The sequence below is a fragment of the Pseudoxanthomonas sp. OG2 genome (assembly GCF_014192765.1).
In the GTDB taxonomy this organism is placed as follows: domain Bacteria; phylum Pseudomonadota; class Gammaproteobacteria; order Xanthomonadales; family Xanthomonadaceae; genus Pseudoxanthomonas_A; species Pseudoxanthomonas_A beigongshangi.
In genome coordinates, this window is record NZ_JACHYM010000002.1 from 318,774 (window position 1) to 345,749 (window position 26,976).

25 protein-coding genes, 3 tRNA genes and 1 pseudogene are annotated in these 26,976 nt (G+C 68.0%); 4 read left to right on the forward strand and 25 right to left on the reverse strand.

The genetic code is table 11. The features are described 5' to 3' along the window. Window positions 1-103: 103 nt before the first annotated feature. From FHW78_RS14425 to FHW78_RS14485, 13 genes and pseudogenes are all read right to left on the reverse strand, one after another. A tRNA-Leu gene (locus tag FHW78_RS14425) sits at window positions 104-190 on the reverse strand. 98 nt (window positions 191-288) lie between these two features. Beyond that, window positions 289-362 (reverse strand) — tRNA-Cys (locus FHW78_RS14430). Between the two features lie 90 nt (window positions 363-452). Next, window positions 453-528, reverse strand: a tRNA-Gly gene (locus FHW78_RS14435). Next, a complete protein-coding gene (gene pgsA / locus FHW78_RS14440; RefSeq protein ID WP_141453166.1) occupies window positions 519-1,166 on the reverse strand; it encodes a CDP-diacylglycerol--glycerol-3-phosphate 3-phosphatidyltransferase in 648 nt (215 codons plus the stop codon). Before pgsA ends, FHW78_RS14435 begins: the two co-directional genes overlap by 10 nt. A gap of 7 nt (window positions 1,167-1,173) precedes the next feature. Further along, window positions 1,174-3,021: an excinuclease ABC subunit UvrC gene (uvrC, locus tag FHW78_RS14445; protein WP_183642065.1), complete on the reverse strand. Its 1,848-nt coding sequence runs from the start codon at window positions 3,019-3,021 to the stop codon at window positions 1,174-1,176. After that, entirely contained in the window at window positions 3,018-4,439 is a 1,422-nt protein-coding gene (locus tag FHW78_RS14450) for a redoxin domain-containing protein (protein ID WP_183642067.1), read from the reverse strand. The genes uvrC and FHW78_RS14450 overlap by 4 nt, the downstream gene beginning before the upstream one ends. Window positions 4,440-4,464: 25 nt before the next feature. Continuing rightward, a complete protein-coding gene (locus FHW78_RS14455; protein WP_183642070.1) occupies window positions 4,465-4,929 on the reverse strand; it encodes a low molecular weight protein-tyrosine-phosphatase in 465 nt (154 codons plus the stop codon). After that, window positions 4,926-5,693, reverse strand: coding sequence for a 3-deoxy-manno-octulosonate cytidylyltransferase (gene kdsB / locus FHW78_RS14460; RefSeq protein WP_183642073.1), 768 nt, complete (start codon window positions 5,691-5,693; stop codon window positions 4,926-4,928). The genes FHW78_RS14455 and kdsB overlap by 4 nt, the downstream gene beginning before the upstream one ends. Next, on the reverse strand, window positions 5,690-6,688 hold the full coding sequence (lpxK, locus tag FHW78_RS14465; RefSeq protein ID WP_183642076.1) for a tetraacyldisaccharide 4'-kinase: 999 nt from the start codon (window positions 6,686-6,688) through the stop codon (window positions 5,690-5,692). The genes kdsB and lpxK overlap by 4 nt, the downstream gene beginning before the upstream one ends. A 5-nt stretch (window positions 6,689-6,693) precedes the next feature. Further along, the gene (gene msbA, locus FHW78_RS14470) at window positions 6,694-8,451 is read right to left on the reverse strand and encodes a lipid A export permease/ATP-binding protein MsbA (RefSeq protein ID WP_183642079.1); all 1,758 of its coding nucleotides are present in this window, start codon (window positions 8,449-8,451) and stop codon (window positions 6,694-6,696) included. Beyond that, window positions 8,448-8,870, reverse strand: a complete 423-nt coding sequence (locus FHW78_RS14475) for a biopolymer transporter ExbD (protein ID WP_183642082.1) — start codon at window positions 8,868-8,870, stop codon at window positions 8,448-8,450. The genes msbA and FHW78_RS14475 overlap by 4 nt, the downstream gene beginning before the upstream one ends. Window positions 8,871-8,877: 7 nt before the next feature. Next, window positions 8,878-9,537: a MotA/TolQ/ExbB proton channel family protein gene (locus FHW78_RS14480; RefSeq protein WP_183642085.1), complete on the reverse strand. Its 660-nt coding sequence runs from the start codon at window positions 9,535-9,537 to the stop codon at window positions 8,878-8,880. A gap of 67 nt (window positions 9,538-9,604) precedes the next feature. After that, window positions 9,605-11,959 (reverse strand): annotated as a pseudogene (locus FHW78_RS14485) (DNA internalization-related competence protein ComEC/Rec2); the annotation flags it as partial. A 470-nt stretch (window positions 11,960-12,429) separates the two neighbouring features. Here FHW78_RS14485 and FHW78_RS14490 point away from each other — a divergent pair. Continuing rightward, window positions 12,430-14,550 carry a phospholipase C, phosphocholine-specific gene (locus FHW78_RS14490; protein WP_183642088.1) on the forward strand — a complete coding sequence of 707 codons (2,121 nt, stop codon included), beginning with the start codon at window positions 12,430-12,432 and terminating at the stop codon, window positions 14,548-14,550. A 41-nt stretch (window positions 14,551-14,591) separates the two neighbouring features. Next, complete coding sequence (locus tag FHW78_RS14495) at window positions 14,592-15,170, forward strand: HD domain-containing protein (protein ID WP_183642091.1); 579 nt, start codon at window positions 14,592-14,594, stop codon at window positions 15,168-15,170. A gap of 40 nt (window positions 15,171-15,210) precedes the next feature. On the opposite strand, the gene lolD is transcribed toward FHW78_RS14495, so the two are convergent. The 10 genes from lolD to FHW78_RS14545 are packed head-to-tail and all read right to left on the reverse strand — an operon-like array spanning window position 15,211 to window position 21,871. Next, window positions 15,211-15,927, reverse strand: coding sequence for a lipoprotein-releasing ABC transporter ATP-binding protein LolD (lolD, locus tag FHW78_RS14500; protein WP_183642094.1), 717 nt, complete (start codon window positions 15,925-15,927; stop codon window positions 15,211-15,213). Beyond that, window positions 15,920-17,167: a lipoprotein-releasing ABC transporter permease subunit gene (locus tag FHW78_RS14505; protein ID WP_141453177.1), complete on the reverse strand. Its 1,248-nt coding sequence runs from the start codon at window positions 17,165-17,167 to the stop codon at window positions 15,920-15,922. The genes lolD and FHW78_RS14505 overlap by 8 nt, the downstream gene beginning before the upstream one ends. Before the next feature lie 4 nt (window positions 17,168-17,171). Next, entirely contained in the window at window positions 17,172-17,621 is a 450-nt protein-coding gene (locus tag FHW78_RS14510; RefSeq protein WP_183642097.1) for a hypothetical protein, read from the reverse strand. Next, window positions 17,572-17,823 (reverse strand): succinate dehydrogenase assembly factor 2, encoded by a 252-nt coding sequence (locus FHW78_RS14515; protein ID WP_141453179.1) that lies wholly within the window; start codon window positions 17,821-17,823, stop codon window positions 17,572-17,574. The genes FHW78_RS14510 and FHW78_RS14515 overlap by 50 nt, the downstream gene beginning before the upstream one ends. Next, entirely contained in the window at window positions 17,820-18,251 is a 432-nt protein-coding gene (locus FHW78_RS14520; protein WP_183642100.1) for an MAPEG family protein, read from the reverse strand. Before FHW78_RS14520 ends, FHW78_RS14515 begins: the two co-directional genes overlap by 4 nt. Before the next feature lie 4 nt (window positions 18,252-18,255). Next, the gene (locus FHW78_RS14525) at window positions 18,256-19,038 is read right to left on the reverse strand and encodes a succinate dehydrogenase iron-sulfur subunit (RefSeq protein ID WP_183642103.1); all 783 of its coding nucleotides are present in this window, start codon (window positions 19,036-19,038) and stop codon (window positions 18,256-18,258) included. Window positions 19,039-19,056: 18 nt separating this feature from the next. After that, window positions 19,057-20,847, reverse strand: a complete 1,791-nt coding sequence (gene sdhA / locus FHW78_RS14530; protein WP_183642106.1) for a succinate dehydrogenase flavoprotein subunit — start codon at window positions 20,845-20,847, stop codon at window positions 19,057-19,059. A gap of 4 nt (window positions 20,848-20,851) precedes the next feature. Next, a complete protein-coding gene (sdhD, locus tag FHW78_RS14535; protein WP_183642109.1) occupies window positions 20,852-21,235 on the reverse strand; it encodes a succinate dehydrogenase, hydrophobic membrane anchor protein in 384 nt (127 codons plus the stop codon). Further along, window positions 21,232-21,624, reverse strand: coding sequence for a succinate dehydrogenase, cytochrome b556 subunit (sdhC, locus tag FHW78_RS14540; RefSeq protein ID WP_183642112.1), 393 nt, complete (start codon window positions 21,622-21,624; stop codon window positions 21,232-21,234). The genes sdhD and sdhC overlap by 4 nt, the downstream gene beginning before the upstream one ends. A 58-nt stretch (window positions 21,625-21,682) precedes the next feature. Beyond that, window positions 21,683-21,871 (reverse strand): DUF1674 domain-containing protein, encoded by a 189-nt coding sequence (locus FHW78_RS14545; RefSeq protein ID WP_141453185.1) that lies wholly within the window; start codon window positions 21,869-21,871, stop codon window positions 21,683-21,685. A 39-nt stretch (window positions 21,872-21,910) separates the two neighbouring features. Here FHW78_RS14545 and FHW78_RS14550 point away from each other — a divergent pair, with 39 nt between their 5' ends. After that, complete coding sequence (locus FHW78_RS14550; RefSeq protein WP_183642116.1) at window positions 21,911-22,759, forward strand: folate-binding protein YgfZ; 849 nt, start codon at window positions 21,911-21,913, stop codon at window positions 22,757-22,759. Between the two features lie 90 nt (window positions 22,760-22,849). Next, complete coding sequence (ubiM, locus tag FHW78_RS14555) at window positions 22,850-24,088, forward strand: 5-demethoxyubiquinol-8 5-hydroxylase UbiM (protein WP_183642119.1); 1,239 nt, start codon at window positions 22,850-22,852, stop codon at window positions 24,086-24,088. A 4-nt stretch (window positions 24,089-24,092) separates the two neighbouring features. On the opposite strand, the gene FHW78_RS14560 is transcribed toward ubiM, so the two are convergent. Beyond that, entirely contained in the window at window positions 24,093-24,635 is a 543-nt protein-coding gene (locus FHW78_RS14560; protein ID WP_183642122.1) for an NADPH-dependent FMN reductase, read from the reverse strand. Window positions 24,636-24,715: 80 nt separating this feature from the next. Beyond that, complete coding sequence (locus tag FHW78_RS14565) at window positions 24,716-26,971, reverse strand: thiamine pyrophosphate-dependent enzyme (protein ID WP_183642125.1); 2,256 nt, start codon at window positions 26,969-26,971, stop codon at window positions 24,716-24,718. Between the last annotated feature and the right edge of the window lie 5 nt (window positions 26,972-26,976).

Sequence of the window (26,976 nt, forward strand, 5' to 3'; positions counted from 1 at the left end):
GGATGCGAGCGGATGTCACCGGTCGTCCTTGGACAACAATCCCGCCAAATACAAGTCATTTCAGGGAGTTTTTGAACATGGGGGACATCGACGGATTGCGCTTTGGTGCCCGGAGCCGGAATCGAACCGGCATGGCCTCGCGGCCGGCGGATTTTAAGTCCGATGCGTCTACCAATTTCGCCATCCGGGCAGGGGGATAGCCTGCCTGAGCGGGCGCGCGATGGAAAGTCGTTCGCATGCCGTCCGTCAGGCACAAAAAAACCGACCGCGTGGTCGGTTTTCCTGATATGGAGGCCTGGGTCGGAATTGAACCGGCGTACGCGGATTTGCAGTCCGCTGCATAACCACTCTGCCACCAGGCCGATGGCGATTGCGCGAGACTGGCGCAATCACGGCGCCATTTCAAGCGCCTTACAAAACAAAACCCCGCGAACGGGGTTTTGTCCTGAATATGGAGCGGGAAACGAGACTCGAACTCGCGACCCCGACCTTGGCAAGGTCGTGCTCTACCAACTGAGCTATTCCCGCGTGGTGAAGTTGGAAATTTTACCGGTATCCCGAGAACTGTCAACTGCTTTTTTCTCGTCAGCCCGCAGAATCGGCCATGCCGCGTGCAGGTACTGGAAACCGGACCAGAGCGTAAGTATAGCGGCAATCGCGAGCAGCCAGTCGCCGATCCTGAAAATCCATTCACCCAGCCAGATGTCCGCCCGGTCCACCGGTCCCGGGGTCGCCGCATAGAGCAGGCAGCCCAGCGCCACCATCTGCACGATGGTCTTGATCTTGCCGATGGTGGCCACCTTGACCCGCGCACGCTGGCCCAGTTCGGCCATCCATTCACGCAGCGCGGATACCGCGATTTCGCGGCCGACGATCACCGCCGCCCAGATCGCCATCCACATGGTCGGGTTGTCCTGCACGATCAGGAACAGCGACACCGCCACCATCAGCTTGTCCGCCACCGGGTCCAGGAACGCGCCGAAGGCCGAATACAGGTGGTAGCGGCGGGCGATCCAGCCATCCAGCCAGTCGGTGACGGCGGCCAGGATGAAGATGAAGGCAGCCGCGAAGTTGGTCCATTTGTGCGGCAGGTAGAACACCAGCACCAGCACCGGGATCAGCACGATCCGCAACAGGGTGAGCCAGGTGGGGATGGTCAACTTCATTGCATTCCTACTCGTTTCCCGCAATCGGCGCCGGCAACCCGTGCAGGTTAGCGTAGATCCGCTCGGCGAGCGCGGCGTTGATGCCCTCGACCCGGGCGATCTCGTCCGCGCCCGCAGCCTTGAGCCCGGCCAGGCCGCCGAAATGCTTCAGCAGGCTGGCGCGACGGCGCGGGCCGATGCCCGGAATGTCCTCGAGCTTGCTGGTCATGCGCGCCTTCTGGCGCTTGCCACGATGGCCGGTGATGGCGAACCGGTGCGCTTCGTCGCGGACCTGCTGGATCAATTGCAGGGCCGGCGAAGCGGCGCCCGGACGTACCTCGCGGCCGTCGGCCAGGACCAGGGTTTCGTGGCCGGCCCGGCGTTCCTCGCCCTTGGCCACGCCCACCAGCACCACGCTGTCCACGCCCAGATCGGCCAATACCCCGCGGGCCTGGGCCAACTGGCCGGCGCCGCCGTCGATCAGCAGCACGTCCGGCAGCACCCCGCCCTCTTCGACCGCGCGGCGGAACCGGCGTTCGATCGCCTGGTGCATGGCCGCGTAATCGTCACCGGGTTCGATGCCGGTGATATTGAAGCGCCGATACTGCGCGCGGACCGGGCCGTTGGCGTCGAACACCACGCAGGAGGCGACGGTGGCCTCGCCCATGGTATGGCTGATATCGAAGCATTCGATGCGCTGGGCGGGTTCGGCCAGCCCCAGCAGTTCCTGCAACGCCTCGCTGCGCGCGGTCTGCGCGCCACGGCTGGTCAATTCGGTCACCAGCGCGATCTCTGCGTTGCGCCGCGCCAGGTCGAGATAACCGGCGCGCTCGCTGCGCACGTTCCACTTCAACTGCACCCGTCGGGCGGCCGAAGTGCTGAGCGCGGTCTCGATCAGTTCGGCATCCGGTATCTCGCGATCGAGGATGATTTCCTGCGGCGGGGTCTGTTCGCCGTAGTACTGGGAAACGAAGGCGGCGAGCACTTCGTCCGCGCTCTCCTCGCCATTGGTGCGCGGGAAGAACGTGCGGGTGCCGAGGTTGCGGCCGTCACGGAACGCCAGCAGCAGCACGCACGCGGAGCTGCCGCGCATCGCGCAGGCCAGCACGTCCAGATCGGCGGCATGCCCGTCCACGTACTGGCGCGCCTGCAGGCTGCGGATGGAGCCGATGAGATCGCGCAGGCGCGCGGCCTCCTCGAATTCCAGCCGCTCGCTGGCCGCTTCCATGGCCGCGCTCAATTCACCGCTCAGTTCGTCGCTGCGGCCATCCAGGAACAGCCCGGCCTGGCGCACGGATTCGGCATAGCCGGCGGATTCCACCAGCCCCACGCAGGGCGCGCTGCACCGGCCGATCTGGTACTGCAGGCAGGGCCGCGAGCGATTGCGGAACACGCTGTCCTCGCAGTTGCGGATCTTGAACAGCTTCTGCATCAGGTTCAGTGTTTCGCGCACCGCACCGGCGCTGGGATAGGGGCCGAAGTAGCGGCCCGGCACCGCGCGAGGCCCGCGATGGAATGCGATCCGCGGCCAGGTCTCCTGGGTCAGCAGGACATAGGGATAGCTCTTGTCGTCGCGCAGCAGCACGTTGTAACGCGGCGCCAGCGACTTGATCAGCTGGTTTTCCAGCAGCAGCGCCTCGGCCTCGGTGCGGGTGACGGTGACATCCATCCGCGCCACCTGCGACAGCATCGACAGGATGCGCGGGGTCTTGGGCGTGTTGCTGAAATAACTCGACACCCGCCTGCGCAGCGCGCCGGCCTTGCCGACGTAGAGCAGGCTGTCGTCGGCCGCGTACATGCGGTAGACGCCCGGTGCCAGGCTCAGGCCGGCGGCGAACGCCTTGCCATCGAAATCGGAGGACTTGCGACCGCTCATTCGTCGATCGGCACGTGGCTCAGTTCACCGCTGGCGATGTCGTAGCGCAGCACCGCGTGGGCGTCCGTCTCGGCGATCCAGACGGTACCCGGGGACAAGGCCAGTCCGGTGGGGCCGTGCAGCGTTCGCGGCAGCGGCACGCTGCTCAGTTCGCCGCCTCCCAGCCGCAGGCTGCGCAGGCTGCCGTTGCCGGTGTCGGCAATCCACATCTGCGGTGCGTCGGTGCTGACGGCGATGCCCTGCGGGTGCTGCAGGCGCGCGGTTTCGCGCGGCCCGTCCTCGCCGCCGAACGTCCACGGTCCCTGCCCCACCAGGGTCTGCACGACGCCGGTGCGCAGTTGCACGGAACGGATGGCGGATCCAAGCGCGTCGCAGACATACAGGGTCTGGTGGATGGCGGCGAGCGCGGCGGGCTGCGCGAACGCCGCCATCGGCCCGCTGCCGTCGCGTACTTCCAGTTGCCCGGAACCGGCGCGCGCGACCAGTTCGCGGGTGGCCAGGTCATAGCTCCAGATGCGGTTGTCTCCGCCCATCGCGATATGGATCTGGTTGTTGCTGGCTGCCAGCGCGAGCGGCTGGTTGAGCGAGACCGCGCGCGCCTGGCCAACGACGCCTTCCAACGGCTCTCCCGCGCGTCCGTTGCCGCACAGGGTATCGACCGCGCCGGTCGCCAGATGGATGCGCCGCAGGGCGTGGTTGCCGGTATCGGCCACGTACAGGCATTCGCGCAGCGCCAGCAGGCCGTGCGGATTGCGGAACGCGGTATGGGTATGGTCGCCGTCGATCAGGTCCGCCGCCGCCAGCCCGAACTGGCGCAGCACGCGTCCGCCGTGGGTGCATTCGAGAATGCGGTGATGCCCGCTGTCGGCCACGAACAGGCGATCCGGAGTGGCGGCCAGGCCGGTCGGGAACCGCAGCGGCAGGCGCGGCTCGGGATGGCTCTCGCGCGCTGCCCGCAGATCGTCGTCCGCCGGCCGTCCCAGCACTTCGCACAGCGCGGACACGGAACGATCCAGCTCGGCACCGTTGTCGGTGCCGACCAGACGGTGGCGGATCATGCCCTCGCCATCAATCAGCAGCACGGTCGGCCAGGCCTCGATGCCGAACGCCTGCCATGCCGCCCAGTTGGCGTCATGCGCGATGGGGAACCCGATGCCGTGGCGACGCAGCCGCTTGAGCGCCGTCTGCGGGTCCCGTTCGCTGTCGAAGCGCGGCACGTTGACCACCAGGGTCTGCAGGCGACCGGCATGGCGCGCCTGCAGCGCGGCCAGTTCGTTCAGGCGCTGCCCGCACCAGGCCGAGGCGGCGTTGACGAAGGCCAGCGCCACGATCCGGCCGCGCTGTTCGAGCAGCGAGCCGGAGGGCGCGTTGAGCCAGGGCAATCCCTGGGGAAGTTCGGGAGCGGGCGCGGCATTCATGATCCGCACCGATTATGCCGTAGTCCTATCCGCAGGACAGGCGCCGGACCGCCGCCCGTGCCGCCGAATCGACCAGTCGCCAGACATGATCGAAGTCGGCCGGACCGCCCGTGTACGGGTCCGGGATGCTGCCGCCGGCCTCGACCCCGGTCCATTCCAGCAGCAGCGACGCCTTGCCGGCCAGCCCCGGCGGCGCCAGCCCGCGCACGTCGCGCAGGTTCTGCCCGTCGGCGCACAGCAGCCAGTCGAAGCGCTCGAAGTCCTCCCGTCGCAACTGGCGCGCGCGCAGGCCGGCGATGTCCACGCCATGCTGGCGGGCACAGGCGATGGCGCGGCGATCCGGCGGTTCGCCCGCGTGCCAGTCGCCGGTGCCGGCCGAATCCACTTCCACGCTTCCGGCCAGCGGCGAGGCGGCCAGATGATGGCGAAGTGCGCCTTCGGCCATCGGCGAACGGCAGATGTTGCCCAGGCAGACCACCAGCAGCCTCATGCGCCGCGCGCCCACTGCTGCTCGGCGCGGGCCAGATCCTCGGGCGTGTCCACGCCGGGCGGGAACGGTTCCGGGGTCAGCGCGACCGCGATGCGATGGCCGGCTTCCAGCACCCGCAACTGTTCCAGCGACTCGATCTGTTCCAGCCGTCCCGGCGGCAGCCGCGTGTAGCGGCGCAGGAAGCCGGCGCGGTAGGCGTAGATGCCGATATGGCGCAGCCAGTGATCGCCCGCCGGCAGGGTTTCGCGATCGCGGGCGAAGGCGTCGCGGGGCCAGGGAATCGGCGCACGGCTGAAATACAGCGCGTCGCCGCCGGTGGCGCGCACCAGCTTGACGGTATTGGGATCGAACAGCGTTTCGGCCGTCTCGACAGCCGTTGCCAGCGTGGCCATCTCCGCCCCGCTGTCGACCAGCGCCTGCGCCACCGCGCGGATACCGGCGGCGGGGGCGAATGGCTCGTCGCCCTGCAGGTTGACCACCACCGCGTCGTCGGGCCAGCCGGCGATGTCGGCGCACTCGGCCAGGCGATCGCTGCCCGAGGCATGCGTGTCGCGGGTCATCGCCACCCGCACGCCGGTGCCCTGCAAGGCCGCGCGGATACGCTCGTCGTCGGTGGCGACCCAGACCTCGCCCGCACCGGCGGCCAGCGCGCGGCGGGCAACGTGCAGCACCAGCGGGTCGCCGCCGATCAGGCGCAGCGGCTTGCCCGGCAGGCGGGAGGCGGCGTAGCGGGCCGGAATGGCCACGATGAATCCGGTCGTCATGATGTCGGGGTTTCCGTCCTGGCCAGGCGATCCAGCAGCGCCACCCAGAATGCTTCCGGCAGGCGCGCCGACACCGGCACACTGAAATACCAGTCCTTGGCGAAGGCCGCGCATTTCACCGCGTCCTTTTCGGTCATCAGCACCGGCAGTTCGCTTCCGAAAGCGAAATCCTCGGCGCGATAGGCGTGATGATCGTCGAATGCATGCGGGACCACGCCGATACCCAGGCCGCGCAGGTTGTCGAAGAAGCGCTGCGGATGCCCGATGCCGGCCACGGCATGGACGCGCTGGCCGGCGAACGAGGCCAGCGGCCGCGGCCGGCCGCCACGCAGCGGCTGCGCCGCCTCGGTATGCAGCCGCATCGGCCATTCGCCGAACGCCGGCTCGCCGCCGTTGAGGACATGGAAGTCGCATTGCGTCGCGCGTTCGGCCGGTTCGCGCAACGGACCGGCGGGAAGCAGCCGGCCATTGCCGTAGCGGCGCTGTCCGTCGATGACTTCGATCTCGACGTCGCGTCGCAGGCGATAGTGCTGCAGGCCGTCATCGCACACCACGATGTCGCAACCGGCGGCGATCAGCACGCGCCCCGCGGCGACGCGATCCCGATCCACCCGCACCGGCACGCCGGTGCGGCGCGCAATGAGGACCGGCTCGTCGCCGCCCTGCTCCGGCGCCGTTGCCGCCTCCACCCAGAGCGGCTGGCGATCGTCGGCACGGCCATAACCCCGGCTGGCCACGCCGGGCTTGAATCCGGCCTCGCGCAGGCGCTGCACGAGGGCGATGGTGAGCGGGGTCTTGCCGGTACCGCCGACGGTGACGTTGCCGACCACGATCACCGGCACGGACAATCGGTGCCGGCGCAGCAGGCTCCAGCGGAAGAACCGCGCGCGCAATCCGATCAGCGCCGCATAGATCGACGCCAGCCCGCGGGCGTGGAGCGGGACGGGCTTGTCGTTGTACCAGTACGCAGGCGGAACGTGCCGGGACTTGTTCACTTCACTCACTCGCCGTCGCCTTCCCGGAATTGCATGCGATGCAGGTGCGCGTAGAGCCCGTCGCGGGCCAGGAGTTCGGCATGCGTGCCCTGCTCGACCAGCCGGCCCTGGTCCAGCACCAGCACCTGGTCGGCGTGTTCGATGGTGGACAGGCGGTGCGCGATCACCAGCGTCGTGCGATCCGGCATCAGCTTCTGCAGGGCGTTCTGCACCAGCCGCTCGGATTCGTTGTCCAGCGCGGCCGTCGCTTCGTCCAGAATGAGGATCGGCGCATCCTTCAACATCGCCCGCGCAATCGCCAGGCGCTGGCGCTGGCCGCCGGACAGGCGTCCGCCTTTGACGCCGACCTGAGCCTGCAGGCCTTCCGGCAACTCGCGGACGAACTCCATGGCGTTGGCGCCTTCCACTGCCCGCACCAGTGCTTGCTCAGGCGCTTCGCGCATTTCGCCGAAGGCGACGTTGGCGGCGACCGTGCCGTCGAACAGCATCACCTGTTGCCCCACCAGCGCGATCTGACGGCGCAGATCGGCCAACGGGTAGTCCTGCACCGGATGCCCGTCCACCAGGATCTGGCCCGCCTCGGGTTCGTAGAAACGCGGAATCAGCTTGATCAGGCTGGACTTGCCACTGCCGGATCGGCCGACGATCGCGGTGACGGTGCCGGGGCGGGCGACGAAACTGATATCGCTAAGAGCGGGTCTGACCTGGCCTGGATAGCGCGCCGTCACGTCACGGAACTCGATGAGGCCCTGCGCGCGATCCAACGGGCGGGCGCCTGCATCGTTCTCCTCCGGTGCGTCCAGCACCGAGAACAGGCGCTCGGCCGAAGCCACGCCGCGCTGGGTCATGTTCTGCACGTTGGTGAGTTGCTTGAGCGCGGGAATGATGGCGATCATCGACACCATCAGCGACACGAAGCCACCAGCGGTCAGGCGTCCCTGCATGGCCTGGTAGCCGGCCACGACCAGCAGCAGCGACAGGCCAACCGCGCCCATCATCTGGACCAGTGCCGAAGACACGCCGCGCGTGGCCTCTACCTTCATCGCCAGACGCAGGTTGTTGTCGGCCAGTTCGCGATATCGATCCATCTCGCTACCCTGGGCGCCGTAGATTTTGACCTCCTGCTGGCTGCTCAGGGTCTGATCTGCGGCCTGCAGCAGCTGCGCGCCGCTTTCCTGGATGCGATGGCTGATCCTGCGATAACGCCGGGCCACCTTGTCCATGACCCAGGCCAGCGGGGGACCCAGCAGCAATATCGCCAACGTTACCTGCCAGCTGTTGTGGAACATCACCGCCAGCATCGCCAGGATCTGGAAGGACTGCTGCAGCACGACCTTGGTGGCATCCACGGCCGCCTGCGCCACCTGGTCGCAGTCCGAGCCGAGCCGAACCAGCATCGAGGGGACCGGCTCGCTGTCGAAACGCATGCCCGGCAGGCGCAGGTATTTGCCCAGCACCTCTACTCTCATGTCGCGGGCGATGCTGCGCGCGGACTTGCCCATGCTCATGTCGGTCAGGAAGCCCGCCAGGCCACGGAGCAGGAACAGGCCGACGATGGCGAACGGCAACGTCAGATCCATGCCAGCGTTACGTGCGACGAAAGTACCGTCCACCACCGGCTTCATCAGATAACTGAAGGCACCGCTGGCGGCCGCCTCGATCAGCATGCCCAGCAGCGCCAGCAGCAGCAGGGCCCGGTAGGGCTTGGCCAGACGAACCAGCCGACGATAGGTTTGCCAGGCGGAAGCAGGTTGCGCACTCACCGCTTCACCTCCGGCGCGGTGGCGATCTGGATCGTGCGGAAGCCGGATTGCGCCAATGCATCGTAGGCCGTCACCACAGCCTGGTGCGGAGTGCGTGCATCGGCGCGCAACAACACCGGCCGCTGGCGATCTTCGCCGGCGACCTGGGCGATGGTCTGCTTGAGGGCATCCACGTCGGTGCGCAGGACCTCGTGCTCGTCCACGAAATAGTGGCCGTCGGCGTTGACCAGCACGCTCAGGGTCTTGGCCTGGGCCGCCACCGGCTCGCCCTTCGCGCTGGGCAGCTGCAATTGCAGCATCGAGCGCGAATCGAAGGTCGTGGTGATGACGAAGAAGATGATCAGCACCAGGATGACGTCGATCAACGGGACCAGGTTGATCTCCGGCTCCTCGTGGGCGCGGTCGTCACGAATCCTCATGCGCGGCTCAGGCGCCGACCGCCGCGGTGGCGGACGCTGGAACCGGCCGTGCGGCCGGCCGGGGCTGTCGCGCGTCGAGCGCGTCGAGCAACTTCATCGCTTCCTTCTCCATTTCCACCACGTAGCCGTTGATGCGGCCACGGAAATAGCGGTGCGCCATCAGCGCCGGAATCGCCACGATCATGCCGGTGGCCGCGCACACCAGCGCCTTGCCGATGCCGCCGGCCAACTGGTTGACGTCACCGACGCCGCTGTCCTGGATGCCCAGGAACATCTGGATCATGCCGACCACCGTGCCGAGCAGGCCCAGCAGCGGCCCGGCCGAGGCGATGCTGCCCAGCGCGTTGAGGAATTTCTCCATCCGGTGCACCACATGGCGGCCGGTGTCCTCGATGCGCTCGCGGATCTGATCGCGCGGGCGATTGCGGACCTCCAGCGCGGCGGCCAGCAGTTCGCCCAGCGGCGAAGTCCGGCGCAGCGATTCGATGTGGGCCGGCTCCAGTTGCCCGCGCACCGCCCAGTTGCGGACTTCCTCGCCCAGGCCGGGAGGCATGATTTCCTTGCGCCGCAGGGTCCAGAAACGCTCCACCACGATCGCCAGCGCCAGCACCGCCAGCAGCAGCAGGGGGATCATCGGCCAACCGCCGGCCTTGACCAGTTCAAGCACGTTAAGTCCTCGGGGCTCCGGGGAGCCGTTGCATCGATGGGCGATAGGATAGCCCAGCCGCCCCTCAGCGCCGCGCCGCATCCCACAGCCTGGGCCGGGCGTGACGACGTTCACGCACCGCCAGCCCCTCTGGCAACAGCCAGACCTGTACGGCCCCGCCCTCGGCGGTGCCGACCACTTCCGCCCCGCCCTCCTGCCAGCGCGCCACCACTTGCGGTTTGGGATGGCCGAACCGGTTGCGGTGGCCGCTGGAGACCAGCAGCAAGCGCGCGCTGGTCGCGGCGACGAAAGCGGGATCCGACGAGCCGGCGCTGCCATGGTGTGGCGCGAACACCACCTCGGCGCGTACCTGCGCCGGGAATCGCCGCACCAGTTCACGTTCGATCACCTCGCCGATGTCGCCGGTCAGCAGCGCCGCGCCATGCGCGGTCTCGACACGCAACACGCAACTGGATTCGTTGCCCAGATTGGGAAAATGACGATGCGGGTGCAGGAAGAGGAAGCGCACGCCATCCCACTCCCAGGCCTCGCCGGCCACGCAGGTGCGGATGGGCGACCCCGGGGCGGGCTCCGACCGCACGGGCAGCGCCGCTTCCACCGCGGCGGTCTGGCCCGGCGGCGCCTGGGCAACGCCGGCCGGCAAGGCGCGCAGCACGCTGGCCAGGCCGCCGATGTGGTCGTTGTCGTCGTGGCTGACCACCACCCGGTCCAGCCGCGACACGCCCCAGGCGCGCAACGCCGGTACCACCGCGCGCTCGCCGGCGTCGAATCCATCGCGCATCGCCGGTCCCATGTCGTACAGCAATGCATGCTCCGAGGTCCGGACCAGCACCGACAGTCCCTGGCCGACATCGATCATCGCCAATTGGACCTCGCCGGATCGCGGCAACCCTCGATCCGGCCACAGCAGCGGCAACCACAGCAAGGCGGCCAGCGGCTTGCCCGGTACGCCGCGCGGCAGCAGCATCCAGAACGCACCGGCCAGCGCCGCAGCCACCGCCCAGGGTGCCGCCTCCGGCAGCCACCAGAGGGAAAAACGACTGCCCGACAGCCAGTGGAAACCCGGCCAGGTCAGATCGAAACAGGCCGCCGCCCATCGCCATGGCCATGCGCCGGCACCGGGAAGCAGTGCCTCGGCCGCGGTGCCCAGCAGCGACAACGGCACCACCACCAGGCTCCACCAGGGGATGGCGATCAGGTTCGCGAAGGGGCCGGCCAGCGAGGCCTGGTCGAACAGCACCACCGTCAACGGCAGCAATCCCACCGTCGCCACCGCCTGCGCGGACAGGAATCCGCGCAGCCAATGTTGGGCGCCGGCCGCCGGCAGGCACCAGGCCAGCCAGGCGACCCCGCCGAAACTCAACCAGAACCCGGCGGCCAACGGCGACAGCGGATCGAACAGCAGTACCGCAATCAGCGCGAGCGCCAATGCGTCGGCCACCCCGGCGGGCCGGCGCCCCAGCCGGGCCGCTGCCCATACCGCCATCATCAGCACGGTACGCAGGGTCGGTAACGCGAAACCCGCCAGGACGGCATAGCCGAGCGCGGCCAGCACCGCCGCCACGCCCATCGCCTGCGGACGCGGCAGTGATCGCGCCCACGCGGGAAACAGGCGCCACAGTCCGCCGATAAGCAGTGCGATGGCGCTAGCCACCATGCCCACGTGGAAGCCCGAGATCGCGATCAGATGGGTCAGGCCGGTCGCGCGCAGGACATGCCAGTCATCCCGGGTCAACCCGCGGGTATCGCCAAGTGCCAGCGCGCGCACGAAACGCGAAGACGGCGAAGCCACCGACTGGCCGATGCGCGCGGCCATCACCTCGCGCCAGGCATCGACGCCGGCAGCGCCGGAAAGCCGCTGCGCGCGCTCGGGTCGATGCAGGTGACCGGTTGCGCCAACCCGTTGCAGCAGCGCGTGTTTTTCGCTGTCGAATCCACCCGGGTTGCGCAGGCCGCGCGGCGCGCGCAGCTTGACGGCGAGCCGCCAGCGTTCGCCGGCGCGCAGTTTCAAGCGAGGACCGGCCAGCCGGGTTCCGTAGTCGTCGTGCCAGGACAGCATGATCCGCCGCCCCCGCAATGCCGCCGCGGGTCCCTCGCCTTCTTCCACGGTGAACAGGAACCGGGTCCGCCTTGCCTCATGCTGGGGCAGATCGGCGACGGTCCCGGTCACGACCAACGGGCGCCGCTCCAGATCCGGCGGAATCCGCTGCGCCAGCGCCCAGCCCGCCTGCAATCCGGCCCACGCGAATCCGAGCAGCAATGCGCCCAGCCAGCGTCCCCGCCAGCGCCACAGCCAGGCCATGGCGCCGGCGATGCCCGGCAGCCACAACAGCAATGCCGCCGGGAGCCTGGGCATCGCCAGGCACAGGCCGGCGCCGGCCAGCAACGCCACGGCGGTTCCCACGCCGAACAAGGCAGGCACCCCGGCGTTGAGGCGCCCACCTTGGCGTGGCAGGCATTCGCGATCCGGCGTGCGGCTTCCGCCAGGCTCGCGTGGCGGACGACCGGGTTCCGGCCGCTCCGGCGGACTTCCATTTCCTTCGACATGCACGACGGCTGGTTTCCATTCCAGGCACCCCGCAACGCTACGCGCCGTCCGTGCATGACGGAATCGGCGGAAGCCGCGCATGCATGTCAGGCAAGCCCGACACGGGTCGGCGATCCAGCGCATCGTTCGCATGCCGCGATACCGACCGCAAGGACGAAACGGCGAATCCTTTCGATTGTTTCATCGCAGGGACCGTGGCACGCCCCAAGCTATTGACGCCGTTTCCACCCCGCCGCAAGACTGCATGCTTCCGCCGGACGCGACGCGTCGAGGCATCACCGGCGATGCGAACACACGATTCCCGTTCGCGTTGCCACGCCAGGATTTCCCACCAGGCCCACGCCATGACCTCCCACAGTCGACGCGATTTCCTCCGCCGCGCGGGCGCAGGCGCCGCCGCTTCGATGGCGCTGGCGGCCTTCCCGCCCGCCATTCGCCGCGCGCTGGCGATTCCGGCATACCACGCCAGCGGCACCATCAACGACGTCAAGCATGTGGTGATCCTGATGCAGGAAAACCGCTCGTTCGATCACTACTTCGGCACCTTGCGCGGCGCGCGCGGATTCGGCGATCGCTTCCCGATACCGCTGGCCGGAGGCCGCACGGTCTGGCAGCAGCGCTACACCCATGAGGATGCTTCGCGCATCGTGCTGCCTTATCACCTGGATGGGCGCAGCGGCAACGCGCAGCGCGTCGCCGGCACCCCGCACAGCTATCCCGACGCCCAGGCCGCGTGGGATCTGGGGCGCATGCGGGACTGGCCCACGCACAAGCAGCCGCAATCGATGGGCTACTACACCGAGGCCGAGCTTGCATTCCAGTTCGCCCTCGCCAACGCATTCACCCTGTGCGATGCCTACCACTGCGCATTCCATGGCGGCACCAACACCAACCGGCTGTTCCATTGGAGCGGCACCAACGACCCGGCCGGCGCGGCGGGCGGACCGGTGATCGACAACAGCGGCGATTCGTTCGACGCCGAAGGCGGCGACTATCGCTGGACCACCTATCCCGAACGCTTGCAGGCCGCGGGCGTCAGCTGGAAGGTGTACCAGAACCTGCCGGACAACTTCACCGACAATCCACTGGCCGGCTTCCGTGCCTATCGCGAGGCGAACCTCGCGCGCGGCAATCCGCCCAAGGCGACGGCCTTCCCGCCCTACCGGAGCGACGACGAAGCGATCAGCCCGTTGCTGAAAGGCGTTGGCAACACCCTGCCCGATGGCGGTTTCCTGCAGGCGCTGAAGGACGACATCGCCGCGGGCACGCTGCCACAGGTGTCGTGGATCGTCGCGCCCGCGATCTATTCCGAACATCCGGATCCCTCCAGCCCCGTGCAGGGCGGCTGGTACACGCAGCAGGTGCTGGAAGCGTTGACGGCGGATCCGGACACCTGGAGCCGGACGGTGCTGCTGGTGAACTTCGACGAGAACGACGGCTTCTTCGATCACGTGCCTCCGCCCGCCGCGCCGGCGTTCGAGGCCGACGGTCGCCTCGCTGGCGCGTCCACGGTGTCCACGGCGGGCGAGTACCACACCGATGGCCGCCCCTACGGACCGGGACCACGCGTGCCGATGTACGTGGTGTCGCCGTGGAGCCGCGGCGGCTGGATCAACTCGCAGGTGTTCGATCACACCTCCGTGCTGCGCTTCCTGGAAGCGCGTTTCGGCGTGGCCGAGCCGAACATCAGCGCCTATCGTCGCGCGGTGGCCGGCGATCTCACCAGCGCCTTCAACTTCGCCCACCCGAACGCCGAAGTACCGCCGCGCCCGCCACGGCAGCGCCGGTCGGTGGCGGATGCGCTGCGCGCCGCCCAGGAAGCTTTGCCGGCGCTGTTGCCACCCGCGGAAGGCCAACAGCAGCCTCCCCGGCAGGCCACCGGCAGCCGCCCATCCCGCGCCCTGCCCTACGAACTGCATGTGCACGGCGGCGTGCAGAGCGATGGCACGGTGACCCTGGAATTCATCAACAGCGGACGCGCCGGCGCGGTCTTCCACGTCTACGATCGCCTGCACCTGGAGCGCGTTCCGCGACGCTACGCGATCGAGGCCGGTCGGCAGCTCGCCGGCACCTGGGACACACGGGCCACGGACGAGGGCCATTACGACCTGTGGGTGCTCGGACCAAACGGATTCCATCGCCATTTCCGCGGCGACACCCACGCACGCGCGGCTCTCGAGGTGAAAGCGGCATACGAGGTAGCCACCGCCTCCCTGCTGCTGGAGGTTACCAACCACGGCGGGCATCGCGGTCCGATATCGCTCGTCGCCAACGCCTACCGCAACGAAGCTCCCCAAGCCGCCGAACTGGCGCCCGGGGAGCGCAGGCCATGGCGCTGGGCGCTCTCCGCATACGGCGGCTGGTACGATTTCAGCGTGGCGGGCACGGATGGTTTCCTGCGCCGCTTCGCCGGACGCCTGGAAACCGGGGCCGACGGGATCTCGGATCCGGCGATGGGAACTTGAGCACTCCCCTTCTTCCATTTCCAAACTCCGCAACAAGCGCCATGCAAGCCATCGTCGATTTCATCCTCGAAGTGGACAGACTCAAGGCGGTCACCCGCAAGATTCGCCTGCGAGACAGCGACCGCTACGAGAATTCCGCCGAACACAGCTGGCAGCTGGCGTTGTTGGCCAGTTCGCTGGCGCCGCATGCCCCGGCGGGCATCGACATGGACCGGGTGATCCGCATGCTGCTGGTACATGACATCGGCGAAATCGACACCGGCGACACGATGGCCTTCGTGGAGGGAGGCTGGGAGGAACGCAAGGCCGCCGAGCTGGTGGCGGTACGGCGTATCTTCGGCTTGCTGCCGGCGTCCGAGGGTGGACCACTGCTCGCCTTGTGGCAGGAATTCGACGATGCGCAAACGCCGGAGGCGATCTTCGCCAATGCCGTCGACCGCGCCATGCCGGTTTTGCTGAACCTGGCCAACCAGGGCCAGAGCTGGCGCGAGAACGGCATCAGCCACGAGCGCGTGGTGCGGCGGGTCGGACCGCCGATCAAGGCCGGATGCCCGGCGCTGTGGCGCTATCTCGAAGTCCGGCTGGCGGAAGCGCGGGAGCGGGAGTTTTTCGGCGCCTGAGGCGGGAGCTGCGAACAGCGGAGCAAGCTCCGCCCTACGGTCAGACGTCGGCGTGGGCGAGCTGGCGCAGCTTGCCTTCGTGCAGTTCCAGCACGCGGTCGAGGCGACGGGCCAGGCGACGATCGTGGGTGACCAGGACCAGGCTGGTCTTCTGCGCGCGGTTGAGGCCGAGCATCAGATCGAACACGGTCGCGGCGGTCTTTTCGTCCAGGTTGCCGGTGGGTTCGTCACCCAGCACGCAGGCCGGCTGGTTGACCAGCGCGCGCGCCACCGCGGCGCGCTGGCGCTCGCCGCCGGACAGTTCACCGGGCTTGTGCTCGATGCGGTGGCCAAGGCCGACCGCTTCCAGCAGGTCGCGCGCACGCTGGCGCGCGGCATTCGCATCGGTGCCGCCCAGCATCACCGGCATCATCACGTTCTCCAGCGCGGTGAATTCCGGCAGCAGGTGATGGAACTGGTAGACGAAACCGAGCGCGCGGTTGCGCAGCTGGCCGCGCGCCGCGTCCGACAGCGCCGACATCTTCTGTCCGGCGACGTACACCTCGCCCGCGGTCGGCGTGTCCAGCCCCCCCAGCAGGTGCAGCAACGTGCTCTTGCCGGCGCCGGACGCGCCGACGATCGCGACCGTCTCGCCGGGATGCACGGCCAGTTCCAGGCCATCGAACACCGGCGTGCGCATCTTGCCCTCGGCATAGGTCTTGCCGAGGTGGTCGGCGCGGATGACGGTGCCGTCGGCCGTCGCGGTCTTCTCACTCATAGCGCAGGGCCTCCGCCGGCTGGGTCCGGGCCGCGCGCCAGGCCGGGTACAGCGTGGCCAGGAAGCTCATTGCCAGCGCCACGCAGGCAATGGTCGTCACATCGTCGGGCCTCAGGTCGTACGGCAGGCCGGTGATGTAGTAGACGTCCGGCGGCAACAGGGTCACGTTGAACACTTTCTCGATGACGTCGAGGATGCTTTCCAGGTTCATGGTCAGGGCGATGCCGCCAATGACGCCGGCCACGGTGCCGATGATGCCGATCAGCGACCCCTGCACCATGAACACCTGCATCACCCCGCGCGGGGTCAGCCCCAGCGTGCGCAGGATGGCGATGTCGGCCTGCTTGTCGGTCACCAGCATCACCTGCGAGTTCACCAGCGAGAACGCGCCCATCAGGATGATCAGCGACAGCAGGATGCCCATCACCGTCTTTTCCATCTTCAGCGAGTGGTACAGGTTGGCGTTCTGGCTCATCCAGTCGCTGACCCGGTAGACGTGCCCCAGCCGGTAGACCAGATCGCGCGCCACGGTCATCGCCTGGTCCATGTCGTGCAGCTTCAGGCGCACGCCGGTCACGCCGTCGCCCATCCGCAGCACGCGTTGCAGATCCGCGATGTGCGCCACCGCCAGGTTGCGGTCGATGTCGTTGTGGCCCACCGCGAAGATGCCCGACACGGTGAAACGCTTGATCTTGGGCATCGCCCCCATCGGCGTGCCCTGGAAGTTGCCGGCGGTCACGACCACGCTGTCGCCCACGCCCACCCGCAACCAGGCGGCCAGTTCCTGCCCCAGCAGGATGTTGAATTCGCCGGGCTGCAGCGAGTCGAGCCGTCCCGCCTTCATCTTGTCGCCCAGCACCGACACCTTGCGCTCTTCCGAGGGCACGATGCCCTGGACCAGCGCGCCCTGCGGATCCGCGTTGCCGGACAGCATCGCCTGTACGTCCACATAGGGCGCCGCGCCGGCCACGCGTGGATCCTGCATCGCCACACGCACCGCGTGCGGCCAGTCCTGCATGTCCTCGCCGGCGCCGGCCACGGTCGCATGGGCGGTCATTTGCAGCAGGCGGTCGCGGATTTCCCGCTGGAAGCCATTCATCACCGACAGCGTGGTGATGAGCACCGCCACGCCGAGCGCGATGCCGATGATGGAAGCCAGCGAGATGAAGGAGATGAAGCCGTTGCGGCGCTTGGCGCGGAGATAGCGCAGGCCGATGGCGACGGGGACGGGTTTGAACATCGGCCTATGGTGCCATCGGCCGGGGGGCGCGCGAAGCACCATCGATGCCAGCGGCCAGCCGCAGTTCACGCCGGGCCGGGGCCGGCAGGGTGTCGGGCCACCAGCCCAGGCGGTGGCGGCGTCCCCGCCGGTCCCGCCAGTGCAGGATGGCCAGCGGCCCGCGCCAGACCAGTTCGGCCTCCCGCACCGGTATCCCCTCCATGGTCACCGGGCCGCTGGCCGGGAAGACCCAGGACAGGACCGGCCTGCGCGCTTCGCGACGGGCCAGGCGGACACCCTGCAACGCGGCGCCCAGCGCCAGCGGCCAGGCCGCGGCACGCGGCATTTCGCTGGCCAGCACCGCCAGGCCGGCGCCGATGCCCAGCAGGATCAGGATCGCGCACAACAGGCGCGAGGGGCGCCATTCAAGCCGGCAAGGCGCGGATGCGCTGGATGAGTGCGGCGAGTTCGCCATCGGGACATTGCTCGTAGCCCATGAACCAGCGCCAGAGCTTATCGTCCTCGCAATCGAGCAGCCGTAGGAAAACACCGCGCTCGGCCTCGGAAGATCCCGCCCAGGCGCGATCGAGGTGGCGTTCGAACAATTGATCCAGTTCGCGCATGCCGCGCCGGCAGCGCCAGCGGATGCGCTTGAGTTCCACGTCTTGGGGATTCATGCCAACCAGAGCAGCCAGGCCATGCGCGCCCAGAAAGCCATCAGGACCAGCGTCGCCAGGGCGTATGCGACGAAGCGGGTCATCACGTGATTGATCGTGCATTGCACGCCGCTGTGCACCGCACGCAGGCCGACGAACGCCCACGCCATCACCAGCATGACGAGGTCGCCGATGCCGGCCTGGGCGGCGAGCAGCACGCCCGCGTAGAACAACACCGGCACCTCGAACAGGTTGCGGAAGTTGTCCGACGCGCGGGTGTCGGACAACAGCCGCGCCGCGTCGGCCGATCCGGCCAGCGCCTGCGCATCGATGCGCTTGCGCATCATTTCGCCCAGCCGCAGGTGGTACAGACGGATCCAGACCAGGAACGTCAGTCCCGCCATCGCCACCGCGGGCCAGAGGATCGCAGTGGCGGACGGCGTATCCATGGCGTCAGGCGCGCCGCTCCATCATCAGCTTCTTGATTTCCGCGATGGCCAGCGCCGGATTCAGCCCCTTCGGGCAGGTCCGCGCGCAGTTCATGATGGTGTGGCAGCGGTACAGCTTGAACGGATCTTCCAGGTCGTCCAGGCGCGCACCGGTGTCCTCGTCGCGCGAATCGATGATCCAGCGGTAAGCCTGCAGCAGGATCGCCGGACCGAGGTAGCGCTCGCCGTTCCACCAGTAGCTCGGGCAGCTGGTCGAGCAGCAGGCGCACAGGATGCATTCGTAGAGGCCGTCCAGCTTCTTGCGGTCCTCCGGCGACTGCAGACGCTCGCGATCCGGCGGCGCGGGCGTCTGGGTGCGGATCCACGGCTTGATCGAGGCGTACTGCGCGTAGAAGTGGGTCAGGTCCGGGACCAGATCCTTGACCACGTTCATGTGCGGCAGCGGGTAGATCGGCACCTCGGCCTTCTTGCAGTCGCCGATGGCGCGCGTGCAGGCCAGGGTGTTGGTGCCGTCGATGTTCATCGCGCACGAACCGCAGATGCCCTCGCGGCAGGAGCGGCGGAAGGTCAGGGTCGGATCGATCTCGTTCTTGATCTTGATCAGCGCGTCCAGGACCATCGGACCGCAGGCCGCCAGATCCACCTCGTAGGTGTCCAGGCGCGGGTTCTGCCCGTCTTCCGGATTCCAGCGATAGACCTTGAAGGTACGCGGGTTCTTCGCGCCGGGGGCGGGGAAATGCCTGCCCTTCTGGACGCGCGAGTTCTTCGGGAGTGCGAATTCGGCCATTGCTCTAGTCTCTCCCGATCAGTAAACGCGCGGCTTCGGCGGCACCACGTCGACGTCGTCGGTCAACGTGTACATGTGCACCGGGCGGAAATCGAAATTGCACTGGCCCTGCTCGTCGACGCTGACCAGGGTGTGCTTCTGCCAGTTGACGTCGTCGCGCTCGGGGAAGTCCTCGTGCGCGTGCGCGCCGCGGCTCTCGTGGCGCTGCTCGGCGGAGTTGATGGTGGCCACCGCGTTGAGCAGCAGGTTGTGCAGTTCGTAGGTTTCGATCAGGTCCGAGTTCCAGACCAGCGAGCGATCGCTGACCTTCACGTCCTCGAAGGACTTGAAGATGTCGGCCATCTTCTCGCAGCCTTCCTTCAGCGTCTTGCTGGTGCGGAACACCGCCGCGTCGGCCTGCATGGTGCGCTGCATGCGGTCGCGGATGACCGCGGTCGGGGTGTCGCCGCTGGCGTTGCGCAGCTTGTCCAGGTGCGAGAGCGCCTTGTCGCAGGCGTCGCCGGCCAGCGGCTTGTGTGCTCCGCCCGGCTTGATCGTCTCGGCGCAGCGGTTCGCCACCGCGCGGCCGAACACCACCAGATCCAGCAGCGAGTTCGAACCCAGGCGGTTGGCGCCGTGCACCGACACGCAGGCCGCCTCGCCGATGGCGTACAGGCCCGGCACCACCGCATCGGGGTTGTCGCCGACCTTGCGCACCACTTCGCCGTGGTAGTTGGTCGGGATGCCGCCCATGTTGTAGTGCACCGTCGGGATGACCGGGATCGGCTGTTTGGTCACGTCCACGCCGGCGAAGATGTGCGCGCTCTCGGCGATGCCCGGCAGCTTCTCGTTGATGACTTCCGGCCCCAGGTGGGTCAGGTCGAGCAGGATGTGATCCTTGTGCTCGCCGACGCCGCGGCCCTCGCGGATCTCGATGGTCATCGAACGCGACACCACGTCGCGCGAGGCCAGATCCTTGTAGTGCGGCGCATAGCGCTCCATGAACCGCTCGCCGTTGCTGTTGCGCAGGATGCCGCCCTCGCCACGCACGCCTTCGGTGATCAGGCAGCCGGCGCCGTAGATGCCGGTCGGGTGGAACTGCACGAATTCCATGTCCTGCATCGGCAGGCCGGCGCGCATCACCAACCCGCCGCCGTCGCCGGTGCAGGTATGGGCGGAGGTGGCGCTGAAGTAGGCACGGCCGTAGCCGCCGGTGGCCAGCACCACGCCGTGGGCGCGGAACAGGTGCAGCGAACCTTCGGCCATGTCCAGAGCGAGCACGCCGCGGCAGACGCCCTCCTCGTCGAAGATCAGGTCGAGCGCGAAGTACTCGATCATGAAGCGCGCGTCGTGCTTCAGCGACTGCTGGTACAGCGTGTGCAGCATCGCGTGGCCGGTGCGGTCGGCGGCGGCGCAGGTGCGCTGCGCCGGCGGACCTTCGCCGTAGCGGGTGGTCATGCCGCCGAACGGGCGCTGGTAGATCTTGCCCTCCTCGGTGCGGCTGAACGGCACGCCGTAGTGTTCCAGCTCGATGATGGCCGGAATCGCCTCGCGGCACATGTATTCGATCGCGTCCTGGTCGCCCAGCCAGTCCGACCCCTTGATGGTGTCGTAGAAGTGGTAGCGCCAGTCGTCTTCGCCCATGTTGCCGAGCGCGGCGGAAATGCCGCCCTGCGCGGCCACGGTATGCGAACGGGTCGGAAAGACCTTGGTCAGGCAGACCGTCTGCAGGCCCTTGGCGGCCAGGCCGAAGGTCGCGCGCAGGCCGGCGCCGCCGGCGCCCACCACGACCATGTCGTACTTGTGTTCGGTGATCTTGTAAGCGGACATTTCGTCAATTCCCCAGCGCGATGCGGGCCACCGCGAAAACACTGATGATGGCGCCGAGCACGGCGATGAAGCGCACCGCGGTCTGGACCACCAGGGCCAGCAGCGAGTGGTGGACGTAGTCTTCCAGCACGACCTGCAGGCCGAGCTGCGCGTGCCAGAACATGGTGATCAGGAAGCCCACCAGCAGCACCGCGTTCCACGGACGCGACACCGCCTCGGTGGCGGCCACGTAGTCCGCGCCGATCAGGTTGACCACGAACACCAGGAACCAGATGCCCAGCAGGACCAGCGCGGTGGCGGTCAGGCGCTGGTTGACGAAATGCGCGGTGCCGGTCTTGGCCGAACCCAGGCCGCGCACGCCCTTCAGCGGGGTGCGGAAGCGGCTCATGCGGCACCTCCCGACAGGACGAAGCCCCAGACCGCGGCGGTGATGACCAGGCTGCCGATCACCGACAACCAGCTGCTGCGGATGAAGGCGGGAATGCTGAAGCCAATCGCGAAATCCTGGACCACGTGGCGGATGCCGTTGCACAGGTGGTAGGCGAACGCCCAGGTCCACGCGAACAGGAACACCTGGCCATACCAGGCGCCGGCGATCGCGGTGAAGCAGTTCCAGGACTCCGGTCCCAGCATCAACGCCATCAACCCGCCGGCAATCACCAGCGCGCCCAGGGCCAGGAAGATGCCGGTACCTCGATGCAGGATGGAGGTCGCCATCTGGATCTGCCATCGGTAGACCTGCAGATGGGGGGAAAGCGGACGTTGGTGTGTCGCCATTCGCTGACTCTTTCTCGGCTGGGCGGTCGCCTTGACCGCGTTGGCTCAATGCTGCGGATCAGAAATCGATGCAGCGCCCGTTTTTTTCCCAATCCCCGTAACGCGTCGGCTCGGGACCGTCGCGCCCCCCTATTTCCTTCTGCGCTGGCGCCGGTTCCGCGTGGGTGCCGGATGGAGCGGCAGGCGCGTTTTCGGACGGCAGTGTTCCGGCGTCGGCGTCAGGGATGGGAGCTGTTTCGCCTATCATAGGGGTCTCGCAGTGCACAAAATTTTAATCCCCACCCCCTTGGCTGACAACCTGCCCCCTCCGGAAACACCCGCGACAGCGCTGTCCGACCACGCGGTCCTGAGCCTGGAAGGCCCGGATGCCGTGGCTTTCGCCCATGCGCAGTTCAGCAGCGAAGTGGCCTCGCTGGCGGTGGGACAGTGGCAATGGAGCGCCTGGCTGACGCCCAAGGGGCGCGTCATTGCGCTGTTTGCCCTCGTCCGCCCCGGCGAGCAGGAACTGTTGCTGGCGCTGCCGGATTATCCCGCCGAGGTGCTGGCCGCCGCCTTGCAGCGCTATGTCTTCAGACGAAAGTTGAAGATCGCCGTGCGGCCGGATCTGGTGGTCCAGGGCGTGATGGCGTCTCCCGCGCAAGCCAGCGGTACCGTGCTCGGGAAGTCCGGTGAGGCGCTGGAACTGGATCGGACCGATGCCGGCGGCGCTCGCCACTGGCGGATTGGCGGTGGACCGGTCGCCGGTACCGCCAACGTCGCCGATTGGCGAAGGCACGATCTGCGCCACGGCCTGCCCCGCCTGCCCGAAAGCCAGCGCGAACAATGGACGCCACAACAGCTTTCGCTCGATCGATTGAACGCCTACAGCGTCAAGAAAGGTTGCTATCCGGGTCAGGAAATCGTTGCCCGCACCCATTTCCTCGGCAAGGCCAAGCGTGCGCTGGTCCTGTTTGAAAGCGATGTGCCGCCGGATCCGGGCAACGCGGTCACCGACGGCAACCGTGACATCGGCGAAATCATCTGCGCGCAGGCGGGCAATCCCGCGCTCGCGCTCGGGGTGATGCCGCTGGAACGCGAACCGGCCACGCTGGCGGCGGGTGGCGTCGCCTTGAAGGAAATCCCGCTACTGGACTGACTGCGTCCGCGCCAGCTTGATCCAGGTCAATTACGCGCGCCGGCGGATGCCTACACTGCGGAAAGTTGCTTTCCGCAAGGATGTATCTGCATGCGCCACGACGTGATCATCATCGGAGCCGGCCCGGCGGGACTGTGCCTGGCCCGCGCCCTGGCCGGGCAATCCCTGCGGGTGGCGCTGCTCGAACGGCAGCCGGAATCGGCCATCGCCGAACCGGCGTTCGACGGACGCGAGATCGCCCTCACCCAAGCTTCGATCCGCCTGCTGCGCGAACTCGGTGTGTGGAAACACATTCCGCAGGACGATGTCGCCCCGCTGCGCGCGGCGCGGGTCATGGAAGGCGAATCGCCGCACTGGATGACCGTGGAAGGCGCGCTGGTCGGCAGGTCGCAACTGGGCAGCCTGGTGCCGAACCACCGCATCCGCGCCGCCGCCTGGCGGGCCGTCCAGGGCCTGCCGACGCTGGACTGGTATCCGGACGCGCGGATCGAATCGGTCCGGACCACGCCGGAGCAAGCCGAAGTGAATCTGCAGGACGGAACACGCCTGCACGCGTCGCTCCTGATCGCCGCCGACAGCCGTTTCTCGGAAACCCGTCGCGCGCTCGGCATCGGCGCCTACCAGAACGATTTCGGCAAGAGCATGCTGGTATGCCGGATGCAGCACGAGCTTCCGCACCATGGCATCGCATGGGAATGGTTCGGCCATGGCCAGACCCTGGCCATGCTGCCGCTGCGCGAACATCTCTCCTCCGCGGTGCTGACCGTGCCCCACGCGGAAGCCCGGCGACTGCAGGATCTGCCCGCCGAGGCATTCGCCGCCAGCATGCGCGAGCGCTACGGCAATCGCCTTGGCGCGATGCAGCTGGAAAGCAGCCGCCACGTGTATCCGCTGGTCGGCGTCTATGCGCACCGTTTCGTCGGCCAGCGTTTCGCGGTGGCCGGCGACGCGGCCGTGGGCATGCACCCGGTGACCGCGCACGGATTCAACCTGGGCCTGGCCAGCGTGGAGCGGTTGTCGGAACTCGCCCGCACCGCGCGGGCGCAGGGCCGCGACCTGGGCGGCGATGCGCTGCTGGCGCGCTACCAGCGCCGCCATCGCGCCGGCAGCCTGCCGCTCTATCTGGCCACCGCCACCGTCGTGCGGGTGTTCACCGATGATCGCCCGCCGGTGCGGAAGCTGCGGGAAACCATCCTGCGCGCAGGCCAGCAGTTGCGGCCGTTCCGGCGCCTGCTGGCCGCGCAACTGGTGGACGATGCGCCACTCGACGCCCCGCTGCCGGCGCGCGTGCGCCGGGGCCTGGCGCAGCTGCTGCCGCGCCGCGCCTGATCGCTCAGCCCAGCCAGGTCTCGAAGCGATCCAGGAACATCTGCAGGCGCCTGCGGGCGCGCTCGTCGACGACATCGCCAGCCGCGTCGATCAATCCTTCCTTGAACTGGATGGCGATCTCCGGTTGCGGCAGCACCGCCACGTCCACGGCCGCCAACACGTTGCGCAGGTGCTGCTGCGAGGACACCGTGCCGTGCATGCCCGGCGACGTACCGATGATGCCGGCGCGCTTGCCGGCGAAGGTGGTGCTGCCGGCCGGACGACTGGCCACGTCGATCGCGTTCTTCAGCACGCCCGGCATCGATCGGTTGTATTCGGGAGTGACGAACAGCAGCGCGTCGGCCTGCTCGATGCCTTGCTTGAAGCGCAGCCCCGCCGCCGGGAAATCCGCGTCATCGTCCTGGTTGTAGAGCGGCAGATCGCCGATTTCCAGGACCCGGAACGCAAACCGATCCCCGGCCAGCCGCTGCACCGCGCCGGCCAGTTGGCGGTTGAAGGAATCCTTGCGCAGGCTGCCGATGATGATGGCCACGACCGGTGCTGGCATGGAGAACTCCCGTTGCGGTGAAAGGGCCACGAGCATACCAGCCCCGCGACAGGGCAATGCCCTGTCGCATCACGCGTGGCTCAGGCCAGCCGATCCGCCGCCGCCACGATGTCCTCGTCGCCCGGCAGCACCAGGAACGCGGCGCCGGCCAACGGCGTGTAGGTGTCCGTGCCGACCACGCGCTGGAACGGGCGCGCGCGATAGCCGCCCTCCGCGATCGCGGTGATGATGCCCTCGCCCACGCCGGCCGAATGGCGGCCCTCGTCGACGATCAGGATGCGCTTGGCGGTCGCGGCCTGTTCGACGATGAACGCCTCGTTGAGCGGCACCAGCCAGCGCAGGTCCACCACCCTTACCTTCCAGCCATGCTTCGCCTCGATGCTGCGTGCGGCGCGCAGGCTCATCGGTACGCCATTGCCGTAGCTGAAGATGACCAGGTCGTCGGCGTCGGCGTCATACACGCGGCCTTCGCCCAGCACCATCGCCTGGTCCTGCGCGGGATACGGGAACAGCCACTGGCCGTCGCCGGGCTCGTACAGGTCCTTGGTCATGTACAGCGCGATCGGCTCGAGGAACGCGGTGACGCGGCCATCGACCTTGGCCAGTGCCGCCAGCGTGCGCAGCATCATCGCCGCGTCATCGCCGCGCGAGGGGCAGCCGACGACCAGGCCGGGAATGTCGCGCAGTGCGGTGATCGAGTTGTCGTTGTGGAAATGCCCGCCGAAGCCGCGCTGGTAGCCCAGGCCGGCGATGCGCACCACCATCGGGTTGCGGTACTGGTTGTTGCTGAAGAACTGCAGGCTGGCCGCCTCGCCGCGAATCTGGTCGCAGGCGTTGTGGAAATAGGCCAGGTACTGGATTTCCGGCAGCGGCAGCATGCCCAGGTTGGCGTAACCCTGGGCCAGGCCGAGGATCATCGTCTCGTCCAGCAGCGTGTTGAACACACGGCTGCCCTTGAACGCCTTGTGCAGGCCCTTGGTGACCGTGTACACGCCGCCTTTCTGCGCCACGTCCTCGCCGAACAACAGCGTCTCGGGATACTTGCAGAACAGATCGTGCAGCGCATTGTTGATCTGGATGGCGAGATGGCGCGGCGGCAGCTTCTCCGGCAGCTTTTCCTCGCTGCCGAACGCGGCCACTCGCTTGTCGTGCGGCGCGTTGCGCGCGGCTTCGGCGGCCACCTTGTCCGGGGTATACGGCGCCAGCGGCGCGATCACTTCCTCCAGCGTGGTGATCTTGGGCCGGCGATCGGCTTCCTCGGCGGCGGCGAAGCAGCGCTGGCGGATGTTCTCGTAGAACGCCAGCAATTCCTCGCGGCTCATCAGGCCGGATTCCAGCGCGATCGCCGCCGAACGCAGCAGCGGGTCGGTGGCTTCCACCGCCACCAGTTCCTCGATCGGCCGCCATTCGATTTCGAAGTCGGTACCGGCATGGCCCATGATGCGGGTGGTGCGCAGGTGCAGGAAGGTCGGACGCCGGGTGGTGCGGCAATGTTCGACCGCCGCCTGCACCTGGCCGTAACCGTTCGCCAGGTCCAGACCGTCTGCGTAGAAATAATCCAGGTCGGCGCGATCGCGGAAATTGCGTCCCACCCAGCCATCCGGCGTCTTCACCGAAATGCCGATGCCGTTGTCCTCGCACACAAACAGGACCGGCGCGGGCAGCTTCTGGTAGGCCGTCCAGGCCGCCGCGTTGAACGCGGTCTGCGCGGTGGCGTGGTTGCTGGAGGCGTCGCCGAACGAGCAGATGGCGATGCTGTCTTCCGGAATCGGCGAGGCATGGCCGATGCGACGGGCCTGCTCGATGGCGATCGCCGTGCCCAGCGCCTTCGGCAGGTGCGAGGCGATCGTCGAGGTCTGCGGCAGCACCCACAACGGCTTGCTGCCCCACACCTTGTGGCGTCCGCCGGAGGCCGGATCCTCGGCGCTGGCGGCGAACGACAGCGCCGAATCCATCACCGGATCCATGCCCGGAAGCTTGCGGAAGCGTTCGGCCATGAAACCGCCGCTGCGGTAGTGCAGGAACGCCGGATCGGTGTGCCGGGTCAACCGCGCGACCATCGCATTGCCTTCGTGGCCGGAGCTGCCGATGGTGTAGAAGACCTTGTTCTGCACGCGCAGCACGCGCGCCATCAGATCCAGGTGGCGCGAAATCAGCTGGGATTCCAGCAGGTCGGCGAATCCCTGCCGATCCAGCGCGCTGCCCGGCAGGATGGCGGATGCGGTTCCACGGCCGGATTGGCCGTTCCAGACCTTCACGAACTCGGTGAAGTTCTGATCGCAGATTTCGGCGCGGTTGAGGCCCTTCATGCGGGCGGGAATGGTCTGGACGGTCATGGCAC

Coding starts and splice junctions, on each gene's coding strand:
- pgsA (WP_141453166.1), bottom strand. CDS start 1,166: ATGAAGTTGACCATCCCCACCTGGCTCACCCTGTTGCGGATCGTGCTG.
- uvrC (WP_183642065.1), bottom strand. CDS start 3,021: ATGAGCGGTCGCAAGTCCTCCGATTTCGATGGCAAGGCGTTCGCCGCC.
- FHW78_RS14450 (WP_183642067.1), bottom strand. CDS start 4,439: ATGAATGCCGCGCCCGCTCCCGAACTTCCCCAGGGATTGCCCTGGCTC.
- FHW78_RS14455 (WP_183642070.1), bottom strand. CDS start 4,929: ATGAGGCTGCTGGTGGTCTGCCTGGGCAACATCTGCCGTTCGCCGATG.
- kdsB (WP_183642073.1), bottom strand. CDS start 5,693: ATGACGACCGGATTCATCGTGGCCATTCCGGCCCGCTACGCCGCCTCC.
- FHW78_RS14475 (WP_183642082.1), bottom strand. CDS start 8,870: ATGAGGATTCGTGACGACCGCGCCCACGAGGAGCCGGAGATCAACCTG.
- FHW78_RS14490 (WP_183642088.1), top strand. CDS start 12,430: ATGACCTCCCACAGTCGACGCGATTTCCTCCGCCGCGCGGGCGCAGGC.
- FHW78_RS14495 (WP_183642091.1), top strand. CDS start 14,592: ATGCAAGCCATCGTCGATTTCATCCTCGAAGTGGACAGACTCAAGGCG.
- lolD (WP_183642094.1), bottom strand. CDS start 15,927: ATGAGTGAGAAGACCGCGACGGCCGACGGCACCGTCATCCGCGCCGAC.
- FHW78_RS14505 (WP_141453177.1), bottom strand. CDS start 17,167: ATGTTCAAACCCGTCCCCGTCGCCATCGGCCTGCGCTATCTCCGCGCC.
- FHW78_RS14510 (WP_183642097.1), bottom strand. CDS start 17,621: ATGGCGAACTCGCCGCACTCATCCAGCGCATCCGCGCCTTGCCGGCTT.
- FHW78_RS14515 (WP_141453179.1), bottom strand. CDS start 17,823: ATGAATCCCCAAGACGTGGAACTCAAGCGCATCCGCTGGCGCTGCCGG.
- FHW78_RS14520 (WP_183642100.1), bottom strand. CDS start 18,251: ATGGATACGCCGTCCGCCACTGCGATCCTCTGGCCCGCGGTGGCGATG.
- FHW78_RS14525 (WP_183642103.1), bottom strand. CDS start 19,038: ATGGCCGAATTCGCACTCCCGAAGAACTCGCGCGTCCAGAAGGGCAGG.
- sdhA (WP_183642106.1), bottom strand. CDS start 20,847: ATGTCCGCTTACAAGATCACCGAACACAAGTACGACATGGTCGTGGTG.
- sdhD (WP_183642109.1), bottom strand. CDS start 21,235: ATGAGCCGCTTCCGCACCCCGCTGAAGGGCGTGCGCGGCCTGGGTTCG.
- sdhC (WP_183642112.1), bottom strand. CDS start 21,624: ATGGCGACACACCAACGTCCGCTTTCCCCCCATCTGCAGGTCTACCGA.
- FHW78_RS14545 (WP_141453185.1), bottom strand. CDS start 21,871: ATGATAGGCGAAACAGCTCCCATCCCTGACGCCGACGCCGGAACACTG.
- ubiM (WP_183642119.1), top strand. CDS start 22,850: ATGCGCCACGACGTGATCATCATCGGAGCCGGCCCGGCGGGACTGTGC.
- FHW78_RS14560 (WP_183642122.1), bottom strand. CDS start 24,635: ATGCCAGCACCGGTCGTGGCCATCATCATCGGCAGCCTGCGCAAGGAT.
- FHW78_RS14565 (WP_183642125.1), bottom strand. CDS start 26,971: ATGACCGTCCAGACCATTCCCGCCCGCATGAAGGGCCTCAACCGCGCC.